This window comes from Candidatus Nanopelagicales bacterium (assembly GCA_041393815.1).
Classification (GTDB): Bacteria; Actinomycetota; Actinomycetes; order S36-B12; family JAWKJK01; genus JAWKJK01.
In genome coordinates this window covers 1,011,670-1,032,109 of sequence record JAWKJK010000001.1, presented here as the reverse complement: position 1 = coordinate 1,032,109, position 20,440 = coordinate 1,011,670, and the positions used below count along the sequence as shown (strand labels likewise).

The 20,440-nt window shown below is 74.2% G+C and carries 22 protein-coding genes; 9 read left to right on the top strand and 13 right to left on the bottom strand.

Translation table 11 applies throughout. From position 1 onward, the window contains the following. Positions 1-36: 36 nt before the first annotated feature. Both R2737_04730 and metF read right to left on the bottom strand, forming a co-directional pair. Positions 37-1,536, bottom strand: coding sequence for a potassium/proton antiporter (locus tag R2737_04730; protein MEZ5115556.1), 1,500 nt, complete (start codon positions 1,534-1,536; stop codon positions 37-39). A 72-nt stretch (positions 1,537-1,608) separates the two neighbouring features. Then, positions 1,609-2,523, bottom strand: coding sequence for a methylenetetrahydrofolate reductase [NAD(P)H] (gene metF / locus R2737_04725; GenBank protein MEZ5115555.1), 915 nt, complete (start codon positions 2,521-2,523; stop codon positions 1,609-1,611). A gap of 62 nt (positions 2,524-2,585) precedes the next feature. Here metF and R2737_04720 point away from each other — a divergent pair, with 62 nt between their 5' ends. Genes R2737_04720 through mptB form a run of 3 tightly spaced genes read left to right on the top strand, consistent with a single transcriptional unit; the run spans position 2,586 to position 6,815 of the window. Next, positions 2,586-3,659, top strand: coding sequence for a polyprenyl synthetase family protein (locus tag R2737_04720; GenBank protein ID MEZ5115554.1), 1,074 nt, complete (start codon positions 2,586-2,588; stop codon positions 3,657-3,659). A gap of 23 nt (positions 3,660-3,682) precedes the next feature. Continuing rightward, positions 3,683-5,224, top strand: coding sequence for a phytoene desaturase family protein (crtI, locus tag R2737_04715; GenBank protein MEZ5115553.1), 1,542 nt, complete (start codon positions 3,683-3,685; stop codon positions 5,222-5,224). Between the two features lie 25 nt (positions 5,225-5,249). Continuing rightward, positions 5,250-6,815: a polyprenol phosphomannose-dependent alpha 1,6 mannosyltransferase MptB gene (gene mptB / locus R2737_04710; protein MEZ5115552.1), complete on the top strand. Its 1,566-nt coding sequence runs from the start codon at positions 5,250-5,252 to the stop codon at positions 6,813-6,815. Here the strand turns inward: mptB and R2737_04705 are convergent. Both R2737_04705 and R2737_04700 read right to left on the bottom strand, forming a co-directional pair. After that, entirely contained in the window at positions 6,812-7,297 is a 486-nt protein-coding gene (locus R2737_04705) for a barstar family protein (protein ID MEZ5115551.1), read from the bottom strand. The two genes, mptB and R2737_04705, sit on opposite strands and share 4 nt — an antisense overlap. Continuing rightward, positions 7,294-7,779, bottom strand: coding sequence for a ribonuclease domain-containing protein (locus R2737_04700; protein MEZ5115550.1), 486 nt, complete (start codon positions 7,777-7,779; stop codon positions 7,294-7,296). Before R2737_04700 ends, R2737_04705 begins: the two co-directional genes overlap by 4 nt. Positions 7,780-7,835: 56 nt before the next feature. On the opposite strand from R2737_04700, the gene R2737_04695 reads away from it, so the two are divergent. Continuing rightward, positions 7,836-8,801: a phytoene/squalene synthase family protein gene (locus R2737_04695; protein ID MEZ5115549.1), complete on the top strand. Its 966-nt coding sequence runs from the start codon at positions 7,836-7,838 to the stop codon at positions 8,799-8,801. Here R2737_04695 and R2737_04690 read toward each other — a convergent pair. From R2737_04690 to R2737_04680, 3 genes are read right to left on the bottom strand one after another with little or no spacing between them, the layout of a single operon-like run. After that, the gene (locus R2737_04690; GenBank protein MEZ5115548.1) at positions 8,771-9,220 is read right to left on the bottom strand and encodes a lycopene cyclase domain-containing protein; all 450 of its coding nucleotides are present in this window, start codon (positions 9,218-9,220) and stop codon (positions 8,771-8,773) included. The two genes, R2737_04695 and R2737_04690, sit on opposite strands and share 31 nt — an antisense overlap. Further along, complete coding sequence (locus R2737_04685) at positions 9,217-9,582, bottom strand: lycopene cyclase domain-containing protein (protein MEZ5115547.1); 366 nt, start codon at positions 9,580-9,582, stop codon at positions 9,217-9,219. The genes R2737_04690 and R2737_04685 overlap by 4 nt, the downstream gene beginning before the upstream one ends. An 8-nt stretch (positions 9,583-9,590) precedes the next feature. Next, on the bottom strand, positions 9,591-10,079 hold the full coding sequence (locus tag R2737_04680) for a TIGR03618 family F420-dependent PPOX class oxidoreductase (protein MEZ5115546.1): 489 nt from the start codon (positions 10,077-10,079) through the stop codon (positions 9,591-9,593). A gap of 102 nt (positions 10,080-10,181) precedes the next feature. On the opposite strand from R2737_04680, the gene pknB reads away from it, so the two are divergent. After that, complete coding sequence (gene pknB / locus R2737_04675) at positions 10,182-12,083, top strand: Stk1 family PASTA domain-containing Ser/Thr kinase (GenBank protein ID MEZ5115545.1); 1,902 nt, start codon at positions 10,182-10,184, stop codon at positions 12,081-12,083. Positions 12,084-12,085: 2 nt separating this feature from the next. Here pknB and R2737_04670 read toward each other — a convergent pair whose 3' ends face one another. Continuing rightward, a complete protein-coding gene (locus tag R2737_04670; protein ID MEZ5115544.1) occupies positions 12,086-12,733 on the bottom strand; it encodes a sulfite oxidase-like oxidoreductase in 648 nt (215 codons plus the stop codon). Positions 12,734-12,892: 159 nt separating this feature from the next. Between R2737_04670 and aroF the strand changes: the two genes are divergently transcribed. From aroF to bfr, 3 genes are all read left to right on the top strand, one after another. After that, positions 12,893-13,921, top strand: a complete 1,029-nt coding sequence (aroF, locus tag R2737_04665; protein MEZ5115543.1) for a 3-deoxy-7-phosphoheptulonate synthase — start codon at positions 12,893-12,895, stop codon at positions 13,919-13,921. Positions 13,922-14,009: 88 nt separating this feature from the next. Further along, positions 14,010-14,225: a (2Fe-2S)-binding protein gene (locus R2737_04660; GenBank protein MEZ5115542.1), complete on the top strand. Its 216-nt coding sequence runs from the start codon at positions 14,010-14,012 to the stop codon at positions 14,223-14,225. A 25-nt stretch (positions 14,226-14,250) separates the two neighbouring features. After that, on the top strand, positions 14,251-14,730 hold the full coding sequence (gene bfr / locus R2737_04655) for a bacterioferritin (protein MEZ5115541.1): 480 nt from the start codon (positions 14,251-14,253) through the stop codon (positions 14,728-14,730). On the opposite strand, the gene R2737_04650 is transcribed toward bfr, so the two are convergent. The 3 genes from R2737_04650 to R2737_04640 are packed head-to-tail and all read right to left on the bottom strand — an operon-like array spanning position 14,708 to position 17,294. Next, on the bottom strand, positions 14,708-15,256 hold the full coding sequence (locus R2737_04650; GenBank protein ID MEZ5115540.1) for a methylated-DNA--[protein]-cysteine S-methyltransferase: 549 nt from the start codon (positions 15,254-15,256) through the stop codon (positions 14,708-14,710). The two genes, bfr and R2737_04650, sit on opposite strands and share 23 nt — an antisense overlap. Beyond that, complete coding sequence (locus R2737_04645) at positions 15,253-16,809, bottom strand: AlkA N-terminal domain-containing protein (protein MEZ5115539.1); 1,557 nt, start codon at positions 16,807-16,809, stop codon at positions 15,253-15,255. The genes R2737_04650 and R2737_04645 overlap by 4 nt, the downstream gene beginning before the upstream one ends. Positions 16,810-16,865: 56 nt before the next feature. After that, entirely contained in the window at positions 16,866-17,294 is a 429-nt protein-coding gene (locus R2737_04640; protein MEZ5115538.1) for an ester cyclase, read from the bottom strand. Between the two features lie 58 nt (positions 17,295-17,352). Between R2737_04640 and R2737_04635 the strand changes: the two genes are divergently transcribed. Next, positions 17,353-18,006, top strand: coding sequence for a helix-turn-helix domain-containing protein (locus R2737_04635; GenBank protein MEZ5115537.1), 654 nt, complete (start codon positions 17,353-17,355; stop codon positions 18,004-18,006). A 13-nt stretch (positions 18,007-18,019) separates the two neighbouring features. On the opposite strand, the gene R2737_04630 is transcribed toward R2737_04635, so the two are convergent. Both R2737_04630 and R2737_04625 read right to left on the bottom strand, forming a co-directional pair. Further along, entirely contained in the window at positions 18,020-19,348 is a 1,329-nt protein-coding gene (locus tag R2737_04630; GenBank protein MEZ5115536.1) for a 3-deoxy-7-phosphoheptulonate synthase class II, read from the bottom strand. Between the two features lie 22 nt (positions 19,349-19,370). Next, on the bottom strand, positions 19,371-20,396 hold the full coding sequence (locus R2737_04625; GenBank protein ID MEZ5115535.1) for a 6-phosphofructokinase: 1,026 nt from the start codon (positions 20,394-20,396) through the stop codon (positions 19,371-19,373). Between the last annotated feature and the right edge of the window lie 44 nt (positions 20,397-20,440).

The following is a 20,440-nucleotide window of genomic DNA, read 5'->3' as shown; positions in this document are numbered from 1 at the left end:
ACCAACCCGACGAGGACCAGTCGGGGTTCGCCCGGCTCAGTCGGGGGCGCCCCGGTCCCCCAGCCAACCGGCCAGCCGGCCGCGCCGGCTCACCGCGCGCAGCCGCCGCTCCGCCTGCTCGCGGGCGCCCGCCGCGGCCACCACCACCATCCGGTCACCTGCCCGCAACCGCGTCGTCGTGCTCGGCACCACGACCTCGTCGCCTCTCACCACCAGCGACACCACCGCCCCGTGCGGCAGGCCGAGCTCCTCCACGTAGACCCCGACGAGCTTCGAGCCCGCGGGCACGTCGATGCCGAGCACGGTGGCGTTCACCCCGTCCAGCGGGGCCGACTCCACCTCCAGCTCATCCGGTTCGGCCGCCTGCGCCACCCCCAGCCGCCGCGCGAACCAGGGCAGGGTCGGGGTCTGCAGCACGGTGAGCACCAGGACCAGCAGCAGCGTGGCGTCGAACACCCGCTCCGCCCCGGGCACCGCAGCGCCGAGCGGGATGGCGGCGAACACGATCGGGACCGCCCCGCGCAGCCCCGCCCAGGACACGAACGCCACCCAGCGCCCTGGCCATCGGAACGGCACCAGTGACACCACCGCCGCCAGCGGCCGCCCCAGCACGATCAGCGCGGCCCCCGCCACCGCCGCCACGCCGACCGCCGACGGCAGCCGCCCCAGGTCGGCCAGCAGGCCGAGCATCACGAACAGGCCGATCTGCGCGGTCCACGCCAGCGCCTCGGCGAAGCCCACCACCGAGCGCCGGTGCGGGACCTGCGAGGACCCGATGATGACGGCCGACACGTACACCGCCATGAAGCCGGACGCGTGCACGAGGTCCGCGACCCCGTAGGCCCCGACGATCAGCGCCATCGCAGCGATCGGGTACAGGCCCACGGAGGGCAGGGCCAGCCGCGGCATCAGCCACCGACCGGCGAACCCGACCAGCACGCCGACCACGGCGCCCCCGGCGATCTCCCCCACCACGAGCAGCGGCACCGTCCACCACGGCGACTCGCCGAACGACCCGCTGGAGATCAGTGCCACCAGCACGACGACGGGCGCGTCGTTGAAGCCGGCCTCCGCCTCCAGCAGCCCCTTCAGCCGCGGCGCGAGGTGCAGCCGCCGCAGCACCGAGAACACCGCCGCCGCGTCCGTGGCCGCCAGGACCGCGCCCAGCAGCAGCGCCGAGCGCCAGTCCAGGCCGAGCAGCAGCACCAGCGGTACGGCGACCGCGGCGATGCTCGCCCCCACTCCCACCGTGGCCAGCACCAGGGACGGCCACAGCACCGGACGCAGCTCGGACACCCGGGTGGTCAGGCCGCCCTCGGCCAGGATCACCACCAGGGCGGCATAGCCCAGCACGGTGGCCAGCTCGGCGTCGGTGAGGTCGAGCGCCGGGACGGTCTCGCCGATGAGGATGCCCAGGCCCAGGTACAGCAGCAGGCCGGGGACGCCGAGGCGGTCGGCCAGCCGGACCCCGACCACGGCGGCCAGCACGATGGCGGCCCCGACCAGCAGGGTGACGGCGAGCTGCTCCAGGCTCACCGCGCACGCTCCCGGCCGGGCATGCGCGCGATCCTGCCAAGCCCCGGCGCCATGGTCAGCCGGACAGCCCGGTCAGCCGGACAGCGCGCCCAGCCCCAGCGCCTGGTAGATCTCCCGCGTCGCCGTGGACCGGTTGAGCGTGTAGAAGTGCAGCCCGGGCGCGCCCCCGTCGAGCAGCCGGCGGGCCAGGTCCGTGGCCACCTCGACCCCGAGCGCGCGGACGGCGGCCGGGTCGTCGGCCACCGCGTGGAACCGCTCGGACAGCTCACGAGGCAGCTCGGACCCCTGCAGGGCGGCGAACCGCTCGATCTGGCCGACGTTGGTCACCGGCATCAGCCCCGGCACGATCGGCAGGTCGCACCCGTGCCGCGCGGCCCGCTCGACCAGCCGGAAGTAGTCCTCGGCGCGGAAGAAGAACTGGGTGATCGCGAACTCCGCCCCGGCGTCCTGCTTGGCGGCGAGCACCTGTGCGTCGGTCTCCAGGTCCGGGGCCTCCGGGTGCCCCTCCGGGAAGGCCGCGACGCCCACGGAGAAGCTGCCGAGCCGCCGGACCAGCCGGACCAGGTCGACCGCGTGCTCCAGGCCCCCGGGGTGCGGTTCCCAGGGGGCACCGAGACCGCCGGGCGGGTCCCCGCGCAGCGCCAGGATGTTGGAGACGTCGGCGTCGGCGTACTGCGCGACCACGTCGTGCAGGTCGTCGACGCTGGCGCCCACGCAGGTCAGGTGCGCGACCGGCGTGAGCGTCGTCTCCGCCGCGATCCGCCCGGTCACCCGGACCGTGCGGTCCCGCGTCGAGCCGCCCGCGCCGTAGGTCACCGACACGAACGTCGGCCGCAGCGGCTCCAGCTCCCGCAGAGCGGTCCACAGCTGACGTTCGCCCTCATCGGTCTTCGGCGGGAAGAACTCGAACGAGAACGAGCGGTCCCCGGCGGCCAGGTGCGCTCCGAGCGACGGGCCGCCGGTACGAGACTGGTGAGCCCCCGGCATGGGGCCCAAGGCTACGGACGGCCGCGGATGCCGGTCCCGCCAGCCCCCCGTACCGTGATCCCGTGACCGACTCCGCCTCCCCGCTCGACGTCGAGGACCTGCGCAGCCGGGTCCAGAAGACCCTCGACGTGTTCCTCGCCCGCCAGACCGGCGTGCTGGAGGAGGTCAGCGAGGACCTCGGCCCGATGACCGAGGCCCTGGTCGAGCTGATGGCAGGCGGGAAGCGGCTGCGGCCGGCGTTCTGCTACTGGGGCTGGCGCGGCGCGGGCGGCGCCGACGAGGAGCCCGCGATGGTGGCCGCCACGGCGCTGGAGTTCCTCCAGGCCTGTGCGCTCATCCACGACGACGTGATGGACGGGTCGGACACCCGGCGCGGCCTGCCCGCGGCGCACCGCCGGTTCGCCACGCTGCACCGCGGGAACTCCTGGCTGGGCTCGTCGGAGTCGTTCGGCGTCGGCGCGGCCATCCTGCTCGGTGACCTGTGCCTGTCCTGGGCCGACCAGCTGCTGTTCGAGTGCGGCCTGCCCGGCGACTCCGTGCGCCGGGCCAAGCCGGTGTACGACGGGATGCGCAGCGAGCTCATGGCCGGGCAGTACCTCGACCTGCTCGAGCAGGCCCGCGGCGGCGGCTCCGTGGACCGGGCGCTGCGGGTCGTCCGCTACAAGTCGGCCAAGTACACCATCGAGCGACCGCTGCACCTCGGCGCGGCGCTCGCCGGCGGCTCCCCCGAGGTGGTGGCCGCCTACACCGCGTACGGACTGCCCCTGGGCGAGGCGTTCCAGCTGCGCGACGACGTCCTCGGCGTCTTCGGCGACCCGTCCGAGACCGGCAAGCCGGCCGGGGACGACCTGCGCGAGGGCAAGCGCACGGTCCTGGTGGCGACCGCGCTGGAGCGCGCCACCCCCGCGCAGGCCGCCCTGCTCCGCGGCCGCCTCGGCGACCCCGCCCTGGACGCCGCCGGCATCGACGCGCTGCGCGACGTGATCGTGGAGACCGGGGCGCTCGCCGAGGTCGAGACGCTCATCACCCGCTTCACCGACGAGTCGCTCGCCGCCGCCGACGCCGACGTCATCGCCGACCCGGCGCGCGACGTGCTGCGCGGGCTCGCGCTCGCCGCCACCCGTCGCTCGGTCTGAGCCGATTCCGAGGAAGGACGTCGATGGCACCGGATCTGCGCCGCTGGCTGCCCGGCGGCTCCCCCCGAACCGTCACCGGACCGACCGAGCACGTCGTCGTCGTGGGCGCTGGCCTGGCCGGACTCTCCGCGGCCATGCGGCTGGCCGGCGCCGGCCGCGAGGTCACCGTGCTGGAGCGCGAAGCCGTTCCGGGTGGCCGGGCCGGGCGGATCTCCGACTCCGGCTTCGAGTTCGACACCGGCCCGACCGTGCTCACGATGCCGGACCTGATCGCGGACGCGTTCGACAGCGTCGGCGAGTCGATGGCGGACTGGCTGACGCTGGACCCGGTGAGCCCGCTGTACCGCGCGTACTACCCGGACGGCTCCCAGCTCGACGTGCACAGCGACGTCGACGCGATGGCGGACGAGATCGCCGAGGTCATCGGCCCGGACGAGGCCGCCGGCTACCGCCGCTATGTCGATTTCGTCTCGCAGCTGTACCGCTTCGAGATGAAGGACTTCATCGACCGCAACATCGACTCCCCGCTGGACCTGGTGACCCCGGACCTGGCGCGCCTGGTGGCACTGGGCGGGTTCCGCAAGCTGGCCCCGAAGGTGCGGCAGTACCTCAAGGACCCGCGCACCGAGCGCGTGTTCTCGTTCCAGGCCATGTACGCCGGTCTGTCGCCGTACGACGCCCTCGCGATCTACGCGGTCATCGCGTACATGGACTCCGTCGCCGGGGTGTTCTTCCCCCGCGGCGGGATGCACGCGGTCCCCACCGCGATGGCCGCGGCCGCGGAGAAGCACGGCGTGCGGTTCCGCTACTCCACCACCGTGACCCGGGTGGAGACCGAGGGCGACCGAGCGGTCGCGGTCCACACCGCCGACGGGGACCGGATCCCCGCGGACGTGGTGGTGCTCAACCCGGACCTGCCGGTCGCCTACCGCGACCTGCTCGGCCGATCCCCGTGGTCGGTGCGCCGGCTGGACTACTCCCCCTCGTGCTTCCTGCTGCTGGCCGGCTCGTCGGCGTCGTACTCGCGGATCGCCCACCACAACATCCACTTCGGCCGGTCGTGGCAGGGGGTCTTCCGCGAGCTCATCGACGAGCAGCGACTGATGTCCGACCCCAGCCTGCTGGTCACCAACCCCTCGCACTCCGACCCGTCGCTGGCGCCCGAGGGCAAGCACGTCTACTACGTGCTGTTCCCCACCCCGCACACCGGAGCGCCGATCGACTGGCGCCGCGAGGGCCCGCGCTACCGCGACGAGGTCGTCCGGGTGCTGGAGGAGCGCGGCTACGTCGGCTTCGGCGACGGCATCGAGGTCGAGCACGTCACGACGCCGCTGGACTGGGAGGCGCGCGGCATGGCGTACGGCGCCCCGTTCGCCTCGGCGCACTCGTTCCTGCAGACCGGGCCGTTCCGCCCGGGCAACCTGTGGGGCCAGAACGTCGTGTTCACCGGGTCCGGCACCCAGCCCGGAGTCGGCGTCCCGATGGTCCTGGTGTCCGGCCGGCTGGCGGCCGAGCGGGTGACCGGCCGCGACCCCTCGTACCGGTCCCGCGCCGCTCGGTGGTGACCCGGCCCGGGGCTACCCTGGGCCGGTGACGCCCGACCGTCGGGGCGGGATCGCGGGCACCGGCATCACGCTCGCCTTCCTGCTGCGGTACGCCCTCCCCGGGTTCGCCGGGACCGCGCTGGTCGCGGTGGGCTCCCTCGGCGTCGGCTGGCTCCCGCTCACCACCGACCTGCTGGACTGGCCGGTGGTCGACGTGCTGCGGGCATCGACCGCGGGGCTGCTCATCTCGCGCGGCCTGATCTTCGTCGGGATCGCCCTGCTGCTGCAGGCCTGGCTGGTCCTCGGCTACGACCTGCTGTCCGGCGTCCGGCACGGCGTGGTCGAGGTGGGCACGGTCCTGGTCGCGTGGTGCCTGCCGCTGGTGGCCGCACCGCCGCTGTTCAGCCGGGACATGTACTCCTACTACGCGCAGGGCAAGCTGATGGCGGCCGGGTTCGACCCGTACGCCAGCGGCGTCGCGGTCATCCCCGGCTGGTTCCAGGACGGCGTCGACCCGATGTGGTCGGAGACGCCCACCCCGTACGGCCCGCTGTTCCTGCTGATCGAGCGCGGGGTGGCGAACTTCGCCCAGGGCCAGCCCTTCCTGGCCGTCCTGGTCTTCCGGGTCGTGGCGCTGGTCGGGGTGGCGCTGCTGGCGGTGTACGTGCCGCGGCTGGCGTTCCTGCACGGCATCGACCCGTCCAAGGCGATGTGGCTCGGCGTGCTGAACCCGCTGGTCGTCATGCACTTCGTCGCCGGAGGGCACAACGACGCGCTCATGGCCGGGCTGGTCGTCGCCGGTCTCGCCGTCGCGGCCGAGCGCCACCCCATCTGGGGTGCGGTGCTCGTGGCGATGGCGGCGTCGGTCAAGCCGATCGCGCTGCTGGCGCTGCCGTTCGTCGGCCTGCTGTGGGCCGGTGCCCGGGCGGGCTGGGGCCGGCGCATCGTCTCGTGGGTCTGGACGGTCCTCGTCGCGGGCGCGGCGTTCGCCGCCACGGCCCTGGTGGCCGGCGTCGGCTTCGGGTGGGTCAACGCCCTCGGCACGCCCGGCGAGGTGCGGACCTGGCTGTCGCCGCCGACGGCGCTGGGGATGGCGCTGGGCAAGACGCTGGAGTGGTTCGGTGTCACCGGGGCGGAGGACCTTCTGGTCGGGGTGTTCCGGCTGATCGGGACCGCGGCGGCACTGGTCGTGGTCGCCTGGCTGTGCCTGCGGCCGGAGGGCCGCAGCCCGGTGCGCGGGGCCGCGCTGGCGTTCCTGGCCGTCGTCGTGCTCGGGCCGGTCGTGCAGCCGTGGTACCTGCTGTGGTTCCTGCCGCTGTTCGCCGCCACCGGGCTCGGCCGGCGCGAGCTGCGCTGGACGATCCTGCTGACGGCCGCCTTCGCAGTGCACGGCATGTCGGAGTCGAGCTCGACGTCGGACACGCTGCTGGAGCTCACCGACGGGATCTCGATCGTGGCCGCGTTCGCGATCGTGGGCGTCGTGCTGCTCGCCAGCCCGCGCGAGCGGCGGCTCGTGCTGGGCGAGGCGGTCAGCCACGGCCTACACCCGGAGGACCCGCCGGGCGAGGCCCGGGCCCGGCAGATGCTGGTGAGCGGGCCCGCCCGGACCTAGTCCGCCGACAGCGGGGGCAGTCCCCGGATCACCGCGGGCTCGTCCTCCTCCGCCGGTCCGGCCAGCAGGACCGCCCCCGGGGAGCCATCGTCGACCCACGAGCGGACCGCCGACCGCAGCACGTCCACCGCAGTCGCCACGGTCTCCGGCGCCCCCTCGGCCAGCTCCTCCCAGCCGGTCCACACCACCAGCACCCCGCTGACGCCGGTGAGGTCGAGGTCGCGCAGGCACTCCTCCAGGGCGTCCCAGTTCATGCCGAACCAGTCCGGCAGTGCGAACGCGTCCGCGCACGCCTCCAGGAAGCCCTCCTTCCCGTCGGCCTCCTCGGTCGCCAGCTCGACCACCCGCCAGTCGGTGTCGTCCGCGACCGACTCGACCTCCGCCGACAGGTCCAGGCCGTCGGCGCGGGTCACCCAACGGCGTACGCCGTCGAGGTCACCGCGTCCGATCGCCGCCAGCAACCAGCGCTCCTCCTCGTTCACTGCACGATCTCCTCGAACGACGCGTAGTGGTCCTCGGTCCAGAACCGGGAGCCGTCGTCGCCGCCGACGATGCGGCGGGCGCCGCGGTCGGACGACCCGGGCGTGACCACGGTGTACTCGCGGTAGAACCCGTTCGGCTGCGGGGGGAGCAGCCCCTCCCGGTTGCCGAACACGCTCCCGTCCTTGTCGTACGGGAACGGGCCGCCGGCCTCGATCAGGACCAGGGTGTCCACGGCCTCGGGCGGCAGCCGGTCCACCCGCACCACCGGCAGGTTCGTGGTGGCCTCGGCCGGCGCGAGCTCGGCCGATCCGGTGACCGCGCCGTCGGTGGCGGGGGCCGACGACGTGCTCGTCGCTCCGCCCGCTGCCGCGCAGCCGCCGAGGAGCCCGGACAGGACCGCCAGCCCGAGCACCAGGGCCAGGAGGGCACGCAGTCGCCGGGACCGGGGGCGGGGCGCGGTCGGGCGCGCGACGGTCGGCACCCGCGCATCGTGGCACGGCGTGGCCACGTCCGCGCCCGGTGGCAGGATGGCGCCCCGTGAGCGGACGCGAGCTGGATGCGGCGGGGATCACCGACCCCGCCCTGCGCGCGTCCTACGAGCGCTGCCGCGAGCTCAACGCCCAGCACGGCAAGACCTACTACCTGGCCACCCTGCTGCTACCCGCCGGCAAGCGGCCGTACGTCCACGCGCTGTACGGGTTCGCCCGCTACGCCGACGAGATCGTCGACGACCTGGCCTCCACGCTCACCGCACAGGAGAAGGCGGACTGGCTCGGCCGCTGGGGCGACGAGTTCCTCGCGGACGTGCGGCGCGGAAGGTCCGACGACCCGGTCGCCAAGGCGGTCGTCGACACGGTGCTGCGCTGGGAGATCCCGCGGGAGCACTTCGAGGCGTTCCTGCACTCGATGCGGATGGACCTGACCGTCACCGAGTACCCCACGTACGACGACCTGTTCGAGTACGTGTACGGGTCCGCGGCGGTGATCGGGCTGCAGATGGTGCCCGTCCTGGAGCCGTCGGACCCGCAGGCCTATCCGCGGGCGATGGACCTCGGGGTGGCGTTCCAGCTGGCCAACTTCATCCGGGACGTCGGTGAGGACCTCGACCGCGGCCGGGTCTACCTGCCGCTGGAGGACCTCGACCGGTTCGGCGTCACCCGGGCCGACCTGGAGCGACGGGTCGTCACGCCCGAGATCCGCGCGGTGCTGCAGTTCGAGATCGCCCGCGTCCGGCAGCTGCAGCAGCGGGCCGAGCCGGGGATCGCCCTGCTGCACCCCTCGTCGCAGCCGTGCATCCGCGCCGCCGACGTCCTGTACTGCGGGATCGTGGAGGCCGTGGAGGACATCGACTACCAGGTGTTCGACCGGCGGGCGACGGTGTCGACCGGGCGCCGCCTGGCCGTGGCGCTGCCCGCCTGGGCCCGCGCCGTCGCCGCCCGGCGCCGGGTCGGCCCCGGCCACGTCGAGGGGCTTCAGCCGGTGCCGTCGGCGCCGGAGGCCTGACCCGCCCCCGACCCCTCGTCCGGGCCCGCCAGCGGGCCGCGACGCAGCCACCAGCGCGGCGGTCCGGCGGACGGCGTGCGCTGCACCCCCCGGCGCCCCCACCACACCCACAGCACCAGGGTCAGCAGGACCAGCGCGAACCCGAACAGCAGGTCCTCGACCGGCGCGTACGCGATCCGGCCGTCCCCGAGGAACGGCGGCGGACCGTCCACCGGCGTGGACGACCCGAGGATCGCGTCGCCGTCGTACCGCACGATCCGGAAGCCAGTGAGCACGCCGTTGGTCAGCAGCTGGAAGAAGACGATGATGGCGTACGCCGTCCAGAACACCTTGCGACGCAACAGTGTCGTCCGGAACACGGCCAGGTCGAGGACCGCCACGACGGCGACCCCGAGCAGGGCGAGCTGGGTGTAGGTCACCGCGACCCCTCGTCGGCGTCGCCCGGGGCCTCGTCCCCGGCCGGCCAGCGCTTCACCGAGCGGACGGCCTCCAGCGTGAGCACCGAGGCGATGGGGATCACCAGGAAGAACAGCAGCTCGTCCAGCGGCAGCGACCCGGGCAGCAGCACCCCGGTGGTCCAACGGGGGTCGAAGTCCCAGTGCGCCGACGCGATGGCGTACAGGTCCCACACCACGAACACCGCGGCGGCGGGCAGCACGGACAGCAGCAGGCGCTTCCAGCGCCGGTAGACACGGGTCCGCAGCACGACCTCGAGCCACCCGGTCCCGATCAGCACGAACGCGAGCACGCCCAGGTAGGCGAGCTGTCCCGGACCTGACACGCCCGACGTCACCCGGCCGGGGCCGCGCGGACGGCGGCCTGCTTGCGGTGGTCCCAGGACACGACCCGCTCGGGCACCAGCCGCAGGGCGACCTGCTTGGCGGCCTTCGCCCGGTAGCCCTCCATCACCGCGGCCCGGTGCGCCGGGTCGACCCCCTCGTACTTGACCATCAGGTCGGCGAAGACCGCGCAGATGCGGTCCACGTCGTCGACGAGCTCGATCCGGCCGGTCACCTGGACCCCGCGCAGTTCCACGTAGCGGTCGCCGGTCTCGACCAGGACGGCCACCCGGGGGTCCCGGCGGAGGTTGACCACCTTCTGCGACGCGGCGTACGTGCGCATCCACACGTCTCCGTCGTCATCGAGCACGAACCACATCGGCACCGGGTCGGGCACGCCGTCCGGGCCGATCGTGACCAGAACCAGGGTCCGGCCGGCCGCCAGGAACCCGCGGACCTCGTCCTCGGTCATCGCGATGTCGGCCCGCTCGTTCGCCATGGACCCATCCTGGCGGGTGGCGCAGCGCCCCGCGAGCAGGGGCGCCGACCCGCCCGGCCGCGCTCACGGGGGGTTCACCGGCCGGAACGTACACTCGACGCCGTGGAGACGACCGTCCGCGACGCGCTGGTCGGCCGGACGGTCGACGGGCGCTACCGCATCGTGGGCCGGCTGGCCCGCGGCGGCATGGCGACGGTCTACGAGGCCGTCGACGAGCGGCTCGACCGCACCGTCGCCCTGAAGGTCATGCACCCCGGCCTGGCCGAGGACCCCGGGTTCGTCTCCCGGTTCCAGCGCGAGGCCAAGGCGGCGGCCCGGCTGGCCGACCCGCACGTGGTCGGCGTGTTCGACCAGGGTGACGACGACGGCACGGTCTACCTGGCGATGGAGTACGTCCCCGGCCGCACCGTCCGCGACGTGCTGCGCGAGCACGGCCCCCTCACCCCCGAGCAGGCCCTGGTGATCCTCGAGCCGGTGCTGCAGGCCCTCGAGGCCGCTCACCAGGCCGGGTTCGTGCACCGGGACGTCAAGCCGGAGAACGTCCTCATCTCCGACGACGGCAAGATCAAGGTGGCCGACTTCGGCCTGGCCCGCGCCGTCGCGGACACGACGTCCAGCACCACGCAGGGCATGCTCATCGGCACCGTGGCCTACCTGTCACCGGAGCAGGTCGAGCGGGGCGTGGCCGACATCCGCTCCGACGTCTACGGCGCCGGGATCCTGCTGTACGAGATGGTCACCGGCCAGGTGCCGTACGCCGGGGAGACGCCGCTGGCGGTGGCCTACCAGCACGTCAACGCCGACGTGCCCGCGCCGTCCACCATCCGCCCGGCCATCCCCTACGACGTCGACGCGTTGGTGACCCGCGCGACGCGACGTTCGCCGCAGGAGCGCTACCCCTCCGCGGAGGCGTTCCTCGACGACGTGCGGCGGGTGCGCGCCGGGCTGCCGGCGGCCACCCCCCTGTCGCAGTCCCAGGACACCCTGGTGGTCACGGGTGACACCGGCGAGCTGGCCGTGGCCGCGGAGGCGGCGGCCCCCGCGGGTCCGGCCACGCCGAAGGACCCCTCGGACACCGCGCCGCAGCCCGCCCCGAAGCGGCGTCGCCGCCGGCGTCGCGGGCTGGTCGTGGGCATCGTGTTCGTGCTGCTGGCGATCGCCGGGGCGGCGTTCGCCGCCTGGTACCTCGCCGCCGGCCCCGGCCGCTCGATCCCCGTACCCGGGATCGTGGGCCTGCAGCCGGCGGCCGCCACCGCGGCGCTCAACGAGGTCGGCCTGGCGTTGGAGGAGGGCGAGCCGGCCTACAGCGAGACGGTCAAGTCCGGGCTGATCATCTCCGCCGACCCGACCCCGGGCACCGAGCTGAGCGAGGGCGACACGGTCACCGTCGTGGTGTCCCGCGGCCCGGAGCGCTACGACGTCCCCGCGCTCAAGGGCAAGCCGCTGGACAAGGCGAAGTCGCTGCTGACGTCGGGCAACCTGCGCGTCGGCGACGTGACCGAGGCGTACGACGAGAAGATCAAGGCCGGCCTCGTGGTGTCGGCCGACCCCAAGGCGGGCACCGCGCTCAAGCCGGACACCCCGGTGGACCTGGTGGTGTCCAAGGGCCCCAAGCCGGTGCCGGTCCCCAAGGTCCTCGGCACCAGCCTCTCCAGCGCCACCAAGGCGCTGGAGAAGGTCGGGCTGAAGGCGACGTCGAGCGAGGAGTACTCCACGTCGGTGGCCACCGGCCTGGTGGTCTCCGCCAACCCGACCCCCGGCACCGTGGTCAAGAAGGGCACCACGGTCGCCCTGGTCATCTCCAAGGGCCCGCCGCCGGTCACCGTGCCCAACGTGGTCGGCCTCGGCGCCGACGACGCCCGGGCCAAGCTCGAGGCCGCCGGGCTGCGGGTCCAGGAGGACCAGCTGGTCCCGGTGATCAAGTTCGGCCTGGTCTACTCGCAGTCCCCGGGCGGCGGCGACGTGGTGCCGGCCGGCAGCACCATCACCATCTCGCTGGTCTGAGCTCAGGACCGCGCCGGGGCGAGCGGCGGCCCGTCTCCGGGCTCCTCCTGGTAGGAGAACCGCTCCTCCGCCCAGACCTCCGCGCGGTTGTGGTAGCCCCGCTCCTCCCAGAAGCCGCGCCGGTCCTGCGTGAGGTACTCCAGCCCCCGCACCCACTTCGCGCCCTTCCAGGCGTACAGGTGCGGAACGACCAGCCGCAGCGGCCAGCCGTGCTCGGGCGCCAGCGGCTCGCCGTCGCGGTGCGTCGCCAGCAGCGCGGCCGGTGCCCGCAGGTCCGACAGCCGCAGGTTGGTGGAGTAGCCGTACTCGGCCCAGACCAGCACGTGGCTCACGTCGTCGGCCGGCGGCGCCGCGTCCAGCACGGCCGTCACCGGGACGCCGGTCCACTCCACGTCGAGGATCGAGAACTTCGTGACGCAGTGGAAGTCGGCCACCGTCCGCACCCGCGGCAGGGCGGCGAACCGCTCGTACGTCCACCGCACGGGCGCCCCGGAGCGGGTCGCGCCGGCGACCTGGAAGTCCCACGTCGCGGGGTCGAAGCGGGGCACCCGGCCGTAGTGCTGGACCGGCCAGCCGCGCGCGGCGTACTGCCCCGGCGGCAGCCGGTCGGCCACCCCGCTGCGCTCGCCGAGCCCCGCCTCCCGCGCCACGGCGGCATCGTCGCAAAGGCGTTCCGGCGCCCTGCGTCCGGGGGTGCGCGCGGTCCCCGGGTACCATTCCCGCGAGCCCTGAGCCGAGCGGCCGGGGCTCGTGGCATGTCCGGGCCAGCCCCGGCCCCACCCCACCGGAGAGCAGCCATGGTCGTCGTGATGTCCCCCGGCGCGACGGACGCCGACATCGAGGCCGTCGTGGCCCGCGTGCAGGACGCAGGTGGCAAGGCCTTCGTCTCGCGCGGAGAGAGCCGCACGATCGTCGGCCTGGTCGGCGACGTCGACCACTTCCACGACCTCAACCTGCGGGCGCTGCCCGGCGTGGGCGAGGTCGTGCGGGTGTCGACGCCGTACAAGCTCGTGTCGCGGATCCACCACCCCGAGATGTCCACCGTGTGGGTCGGCCCGGCGGGCACCCGGGTGCCGATCGGACCGGACACGTTCACCCTCATCGCCGGCCCGTGCGCGGTCGAGACGGCGGAGCAGACCCTCGAGGCGGCGCAGATGGCGCAGGCCGCGGGGGCGACGCTGCTGCGCGGCGGGGCGTTCAAGCCGCGGACCTCCCCGTACGCGTTCCAGGGGCTGGGCGAGACCGGCCTGCGGATCCTCGCCGACGTGCGCGCGGAGACCGGGATGCCCGTGGTGACCGAGGTCGTCGACGCGCACGACGTCGACCTGGTCGGCTCGTACGCCGACATGCTCCAGGTCGGCACCCGCAACATGGCCAACTTCGCCCTGCTGCAGGCCGTGGGGTCCGCGGGCAAGCCGGTGATGCTCAAGCGCGGCATGTCCTCGACCATCGAGGAGTGGCTGATGGCCGCGGAGTACATCGCCCAGCGCGGCAACCTGGAGATCGTGCTCTGCGAGCGGGGCATCCGGACGTTCGAGACCGCGACCCGCAACACCCTGGACGTGGCCGCGGTGGCGGTGGCGCACGGGCTGTCCCACCTGCCCGTGGTCGTCGACCCCTCCCACTCCGGCGGCCGCCGGGACCTGGTGGTGCCGCTGTCGCGGGCCGCCATCGCCGTCGGCGCCGACGGGATCATCGTCGACGTCCACCCGCACCCGGACACCGCGCTGGTCGACGGCGCGCAGGCCCTCGTCGACGGCGACCTGCGGGCGCTCGCCGCGGCGGTGCGCCAGCTGCCGCCGCTGCTGGGCCGCCGCCCGGCCGCGCCCCTCCGGTAGCGGCCGTTCCGTCCGGAGGAACATGGGTTTCCGGGGATCCCGACCCGGGTAAGGTTAGGGTGTCCTAACCCGACCTCGGAGGTCCCCCGTGTACGTGTGCATCTGCCACGCCGTCACCGCCGCAGACGTGCGCGCCGCGGTCGAGGACGGTGGCGCCCGGACCGCCGAGGACGTGGCCGAGGCCACCGGGGCCTCCACCGGCTGCGGCACCTGCGAGGACCGGCTGTGCGCCCTGGTCGGGCTGCTCACCGACGGCCCCGACCGGACCTCGGACGACCTGGTCGCGTCGGGCTCGGCGGCCTGACCCGGCGACGGATACGCTGCCCGCCATGCAAGGTGACCCGCGCGTCCTGGAGTTCCTCAACGACCACCTCACCGCCGAGCTGACGGCGGTCAACCAGTACTTCCTGCACGCCAAGATGCAGGAGAACTGGGGCCTGGACACGCTGGCGGCCTACACCCGCGCGGAGTCCATCGACGAGATGCGGCACGCGGAGACGCTCACCGACCGCATCCTGCTGCTCGAGGGGCTGCCCAACTTCCAGCGGCTGTACCCGCTGCGGATCGGCCAGACGCTGCCCGAGCAGTTCCGCGGCGACCTGGCCATCGAGTACGAGGCCGTGGACAGGCTGCGCGCCGGGATCGCCTACATGCGCGAGGTCGGGGACGTCACCAGCGCCCGCATCTTCGAGCAGATCCTCGACGACGAGGAGCACCACATCGACTGGCTGGAGACCCAGCTGGAGCTGATCGAGCGGATCGGCCTGGAGCTCTACACCTCCCGGCTCATGGGCTCCCCGTCGGAGTAGCCCGCTCCTGCGCCAGCAGGGCCCGCTTCACGTCCAGCCCGTAGTAGTAGCCGCCCAGCGTCCCGTCGCTGCGCAGGATCCGGTGGCACGGCACGAACGGCGCCACCCGGTTGCGCGCGCACGCGCTGCCCGCGGCCCGGACCGCGGTCGGGCTCCCCGCCCGGGCCGCCAGTCCGGTGTAGGTGTCGGTCTCCCCCGCGTGCACCCCGCGCAGCGCGGTCCAGGCGCGCTGCAGGAAGGGCCCGCCGGGCTGGGCCACCGACACCCGGTCCAGGGCGTCGAGGTCCCCCGCGTCCCAGGCCGCGACGGCGGTCGCCACCTCGCCGAGGTCGGCATCCTCGACCACCCCGCGCATCCGGCCCTGCTGCTCCAGCCGGGCCACGATGTCGTCCAGCGGGCTGAACCCCGACGCGACCACGGCGCCGTACGGCGTGGGGCCGAGGTCGCCGACCGCCTCCGGGTCGACGACGACGGCCAGCGGGCCGGCGACGGTGGGGAGCACGGCGGCGCGCAGCGGTGCGCTCATGGTCGGGTGTCCTCTCGGGATTCTCGGTCGTGGGTCCACAGGTGCTCGGCGGCGTACGCCCGCCACGGCGACCAGCGCGCGGCGCGGTCGGCCAGTCGGTCCGGGTCCAGCCCGAGGCCGGCCGCCGCCCGGCGCAGGCCGAGGTCGGTGGCCGGGAACGCGTCCGGGTCCCCCAGCCCGCGCAGCGCCACGTAGTCGGCCGTCCAGGGGCCGATGCCGGGGACCGCGAGCAGGGCCTGCCGGACCGCGTCCCGGTCGCCGGCGGGGTCGAGAACGACGGACCCGTCGGCCACCGCCGTCGCCAGCGCGACCAGTGCGGCCGCGCGGGCCGCCGGCAGCCCGGCCCGGGCGACGTCGGCCGGGTCCGCCGCGGCCAGCGCCTCGGGCCCCGGCATCGCGGTGAGCCCGTCCGGACCCGCGACGGGCGCACCATGGGCCGCCACCAGCCGGGCCAGGACCCGCCGCGCGGCCGCGACCGACACCCGCTGGCCCACGACCGCGCGGACCGCGACCTCCCAGGGGTCCACGGTGCCGGGCACCCGCAGCCCGGGGCGCCGGGTGACTAACGCGGCCAGGACCGGGTCGCGCCCCAGGACGTCGGCCACCATCTCGGGGTCCGCGTCGAGGTCGAGCCACCGGCGCACCCCGGCGACGACCGGGGCGACCCGGTCCAGGCCGGCCCCGGCCAGCACCACGGTCACGTGGTCGCCCTCGCGGGGCACGCTCACCCGCAGGACGGCCGGCTCGGCGCCGTCGGAGCGCAGGCTGCGCACGACCTCCCCGGCCGTCCCGTCGACTCGTTCCAGCCCCTCGACCTCGCGGCCGGCGAGGTGCTGCAGCAGCGCGTCGGTGTCGTACGGCAGCCTGCGGCGCAGGCGGAGCACGACCCGGCCGCCGTCGGACGCCGGCGCGCGGCCGTCCGGCTCCTGCGCGGTGCGGCGCAGCCGGGACGGGGGCATCCCGAACTCCCGGCGCATCACGTCGTTGAACTGCCGCAGGCTCGCGAAGCCGGCCGCGAACGCGACGTCCACCAGGGGCAGGTCGGTCTGGTCGACCAGCAGCCGCGCGGTCTGCGCCCGGCGGGACATCGCCAGCTGCAGCGGCCCGGCGCCGACCTCCGCGACCAGGGTGCGGTGCAGGTGGCGCTCGGACACGTGCAGGCGGCGGGCCAGGCCGGCCACCCCGTCCTCGTCCACCGCGCCCGCGGCGATCAGCCGCACCGCCCGGCCGGCCAGGTCACCACGGTGGTCCCAGTCCCGGGTCCCCGGCGCGGCGTCGGGCCGGCAGCGACGGCAGGCCCGGAACCCCGCCGCCACCGCGGCCGCGGGCGCGGCGAACACCCGGACGTTCTCCGGCCGCGGCGTCCGGGCCGGGCAGACGGGCCGGCAGTAGATGCCGGTCGACGTGACCCCGAACCACAGCCGGCCGTCGAAGCGCCGGTCCCGCGACGCCAGCGCCCGGTAGGCACGCTGCTCGTCGACGGGACCGGCGCCCGCCGGGGCGTCGGCCCCGGACGGGGCGTCGGCCCCGGACGGGGCGCTGGTTGCGGTCACGGGCGTCAGCCTCGCACGCCCCGCCCACCCGGACTCGCGGGATTCGGACCTCGCGGTCAGGCCGCGGGTGCGGCCAGCTGCTGCATGAGCTCGGCCAGGCCCACGTTGGCCCAGTGCACCTGGCCGCGACCCGTCTCCGGGTCGAACCGGACGAAGTGGAACTGCTCGACCGAGATCGGCCGGCCCTGGGCGGGCACCCCGAGGAACGGCGCACCCGTGTGGGAGCCGGTCATCACGACCCGGCAGGCCAGCAGGTCACCCTCGGCGATGACCTGCTCGACCCGGGGCTGCAGGTCGGGGAACGACGCCCGGAACATCGTGATCGCGCCCTTCAGGTGCGCCACCATGTCCGGCTCGTCGGGACCAAACGGGTGCCGGTCCACCCCCTCCGGGGCCACCGCCTCGTCGACGACGGACAGGTCCCCCTCGCCGAACCCCCGCTCGAACACGGCCACCGCACGCCGCTTGAACTCCTGCACGTCCATGACTCCTCCTCATTTCGCTCCAGTCTGACTGGAACGAATAGAGGATAGGGTGCACCCCGTGGACGAGCAGGTCAAGAGGCGGTATCGCTCCCCGAAGCGGGAGGAGCAGGCCCGGCAGACCCGGCGCCGGATCCTGCATGCCGCTCGGGACCTGTTCCTCGAGCAGGGCTACCCCGTGACCACGGTCGCGGACGTGGCCGACCGTGCGGGGGTCTCCGCCGACACCGTGTTCCACGTGTTCGGCAGCAAGGGCGCCCTGCTGACGCGGGTCCTCGACGAGGTCATCGGGGGCGACGACGAGGACGTCCGGGTGCTCGACCGGGAGGAACCGCAGCGGATGCGCGCCGAGACCGACCAGCGCCGTCAGGTCGCGATGCTCGCCCGGGGGATGTCCGGCCAGCTCGAGCGGGTCCGGCCGATGGACGACATCCTGGTCAGCGCCGCGGCCGTCGACGTCGACGCCCGGGCCCTCCGCGACGACCTGCAGCTGCGGCAGCGCAGGGAGGGGATGGCGACGGTGGCCGGCTGGATCGCCGCTCACGGCCCGCTGCGGGACGGGGTCGACGTCGACCGGGCGGCCGCGGTGATCTGGACGCTCACCAGCCCCGAGGTGCACCGGATGCTGCGCGACGTGTGGGGCTGGTCGCCGGAGCAGTACACCGACTGGCTGACGCACACCTTGGAGAACGCCCTGCTCCCGCCACCCGCCTGACCCGGGTGCGCTGTCAGCGGGCGAGCAGCATGTCGGCCACGAGGAAGGCCAGTTCCAGGGACTGCACCCGGTTCAGCCGCGGGTCGCAGGCGGTCTCGTAGCGCAGCCCCAGCCCGTCCTCGGGCACGCCCTCGGTCCCGCCGACGCACTCGGTCACGTCGTCGCCGGTGAGCTCGACGTGCAGGCCGCCGGGGATCGTGCCGAGGTCGCGGTGCACCTCGAAGAACCCGCGCACCTCCTCCAGCACGTCGTCGAACGAGCGGGTCTTGTGCCCGCTGGCGGCCTCGCGGGTGTTGCCGTGCATCGGGTCGCACACCCACAGCACCGGGTGGCCGCTGGCGTCGACCTTCTGCACCAGCGGGGGCAGCAGGTCGCGCACCTTGCCGGCACCCATCCGCGAGATCAGCGTCACCCGGCCGGGCACCTTGTCCGGGTCCACCCGGTCGAGGATCTCCAGCAGCTCGTCCGCCGACGCCGACGGACCCACCTTGACCCCCAGCGGGTTGCGGATCGTGGCCGCGAAGTGCACGTGCGCGCCGTCGACCTGGCGCGTCCGGTCCCCGATCCACAGGAAGTGCCCGGACACGTCGTACGGAAGGCCGGTGCGGGAGTCGATGCGCGTCAGCGGCTGCTCGTAGTCCAGCGACAGCGCCTCGTGCCCGGCGTAGAACTCGACCCGGCGGAACTCCTCCGGGTCCGCCCCGCACGCGTGCATGAACGCCAGCGCCCGGTCGATCTCCGCGGCCATCCGCTCGTAGCGCAGGCCCGCCGCCGACTCGCGGACGAAGTCGCGGTTCCACGTGTGCACCTGGCGCAGGTCGGCGTAGCCGCCCTGGGTGAACGCGCGCACCAGGTTCAGCGCGGCGCTGGACGCGTGGTAGGCCTGCACCAGCCGGGCCGGGTCGGGCGCCCGCTCCGCCGGGGTGAACCCCAGCGCGTTGACCGCGTCGCCGAAGTAGGACGTCAGCTCGACGCCGTCGCGCGTCTCGCTGGGCTTGCTGCGCGGCTTGAAGTACTGCCCCGCCACCCGGCCCACCTTGACCACCGGCAGGGACGCGCCGTACGTGAGCACGACGGCCATCTGCAGCACGGTCTTCAGCCGCGCGCGGATCGACTCCGCCGTGTTGGCCGCGAAGGTCTCGGCGCAGTCCCCGCCCATGAGCACGAACGCGTCGCCACGGGCGGCCGACGCGAGCCGTTCGGTGAGCAGGTCGCACTCCCCCGCGAACACCAGCGGCGGCAGGGTCGCCAGCTCCGCCCGGGCGCGCGCGACCGCGTCGGGGTCGGGCCACGGCGGCTGCTGCGCCGCGGGCAGGTCCGGCCAGGTGAGGGCTTCGGGCACGAGGAGGAGGGTACGTCGCCCCTCAGCCGAAGAGCACACTCACCTCGTCGTACAGGGAGCGCGGAACCGTCTTGAGCGTCCCGGTGGCGTCGGAGAGCGGGACCCGGACGATGTCGGTCGACCGCAGCGCGACCATCTTCCCCCAGTCCTGGTCCTTCACCGCGTCGATGGCGCCGAGGCCGAAGCGGGTGGCGAGCACCCGGTCGAACGCGGTCGGCGTGCCGCCCCGCTGGATGTGGCCGAGGACCGCGGCGCGGGACTCCTTGCCGGTCCGCTCCTCGATCGCCTTGGCCAGCCAGTCGCCGATGCCGGACAGCTTCACGTGGCCGAAGGCGTCCAGCGTGGCGTCCTTGGTGATGAGGTCGCCGTCGGTCGGGAGCGCACCCTCGGCGACGCACACGATCGGCGCGTAGTGGGACTCGAACCGGCGCTCCACCAGCGCGCACACCTCGTCGAGGTCGAAGGGGACCTCGGGGATCAGGATCACGTTGGCACCGCCGGCCAGTCCGGAGTGCAGGGCGATCCAGCCGGCGTGCCGGCCCATGACCTCGATGACCAGCACCCGGTGGTGCGACTCCGCCGTCGTGTGCAGGCGGTCGATCGCCTCGGTGGCGATGTTGACCGCGGTGTCGAAGCCGAACGTGTAGTCGGTCGCGCTCAGGTCGTTGTCGATCGTCTTGGGGACGCCGACGACGTGCACGCCGTGCTCGTGCAGCTGGGTGGCGACGCCGAGGGTGTCCTCGCCGCCGATCGCGATCAGGGCGTCGATGCCGAGCTCGGCGAGGTTCTCCTCGATCCGCGCGACCCCGCCCTCGATCTTGATCGGGTTGGTGCGGGACGACCCCAGGATCGTGCCGCCGCGGGGCAGGATGCCGCGCACCTGCTCGATCCCCAGCGGCATGGTGAAGGCCTCCAGCGGCCCCTTCCAGCCGTCGCGGAACCCGACGAACTCGAACCCGTACTCGGCGACGCCCTTGCGCACCGCACCACGGATGACCGCGTTGAGCCCGGGGCAGTCGCCGCCACCGGTCAGGACTCCGACCCTCATGCTGCACTCCTCGACACCGACTTTGTCGTCGCCGACAACGTATC

Coding starts and splice junctions, on each gene's coding strand:
- R2737_04640 (MEZ5115538.1), bottom strand. CDS start 17,294: ATGGACGTGCAGGAGTTCAAGCGGCGTGCGGTGGCCGTGTTCGAGCGG.
- R2737_04680 (MEZ5115546.1), bottom strand. CDS start 10,079: ATGGCGAACGAGCGGGCCGACATCGCGATGACCGAGGACGAGGTCCGC.
- R2737_04650 (MEZ5115540.1), bottom strand. CDS start 15,256: ATGAGCGCACCGCTGCGCGCCGCCGTGCTCCCCACCGTCGCCGGCCCG.
- metF (MEZ5115555.1), bottom strand. CDS start 2,523: ATGCCGGGGGCTCACCAGTCTCGTACCGGCGGCCCGTCGCTCGGAGCG.
- bfr (MEZ5115541.1), top strand. CDS start 14,251: ATGCAAGGTGACCCGCGCGTCCTGGAGTTCCTCAACGACCACCTCACC.
- crtI (MEZ5115553.1), top strand. CDS start 3,683: ATGGCACCGGATCTGCGCCGCTGGCTGCCCGGCGGCTCCCCCCGAACC.
- R2737_04625 (MEZ5115535.1), bottom strand. CDS start 20,396: ATGAGGGTCGGAGTCCTGACCGGTGGCGGCGACTGCCCCGGGCTCAAC.
- aroF (MEZ5115543.1), top strand. CDS start 12,893: ATGTCCCCCGGCGCGACGGACGCCGACATCGAGGCCGTCGTGGCCCGC.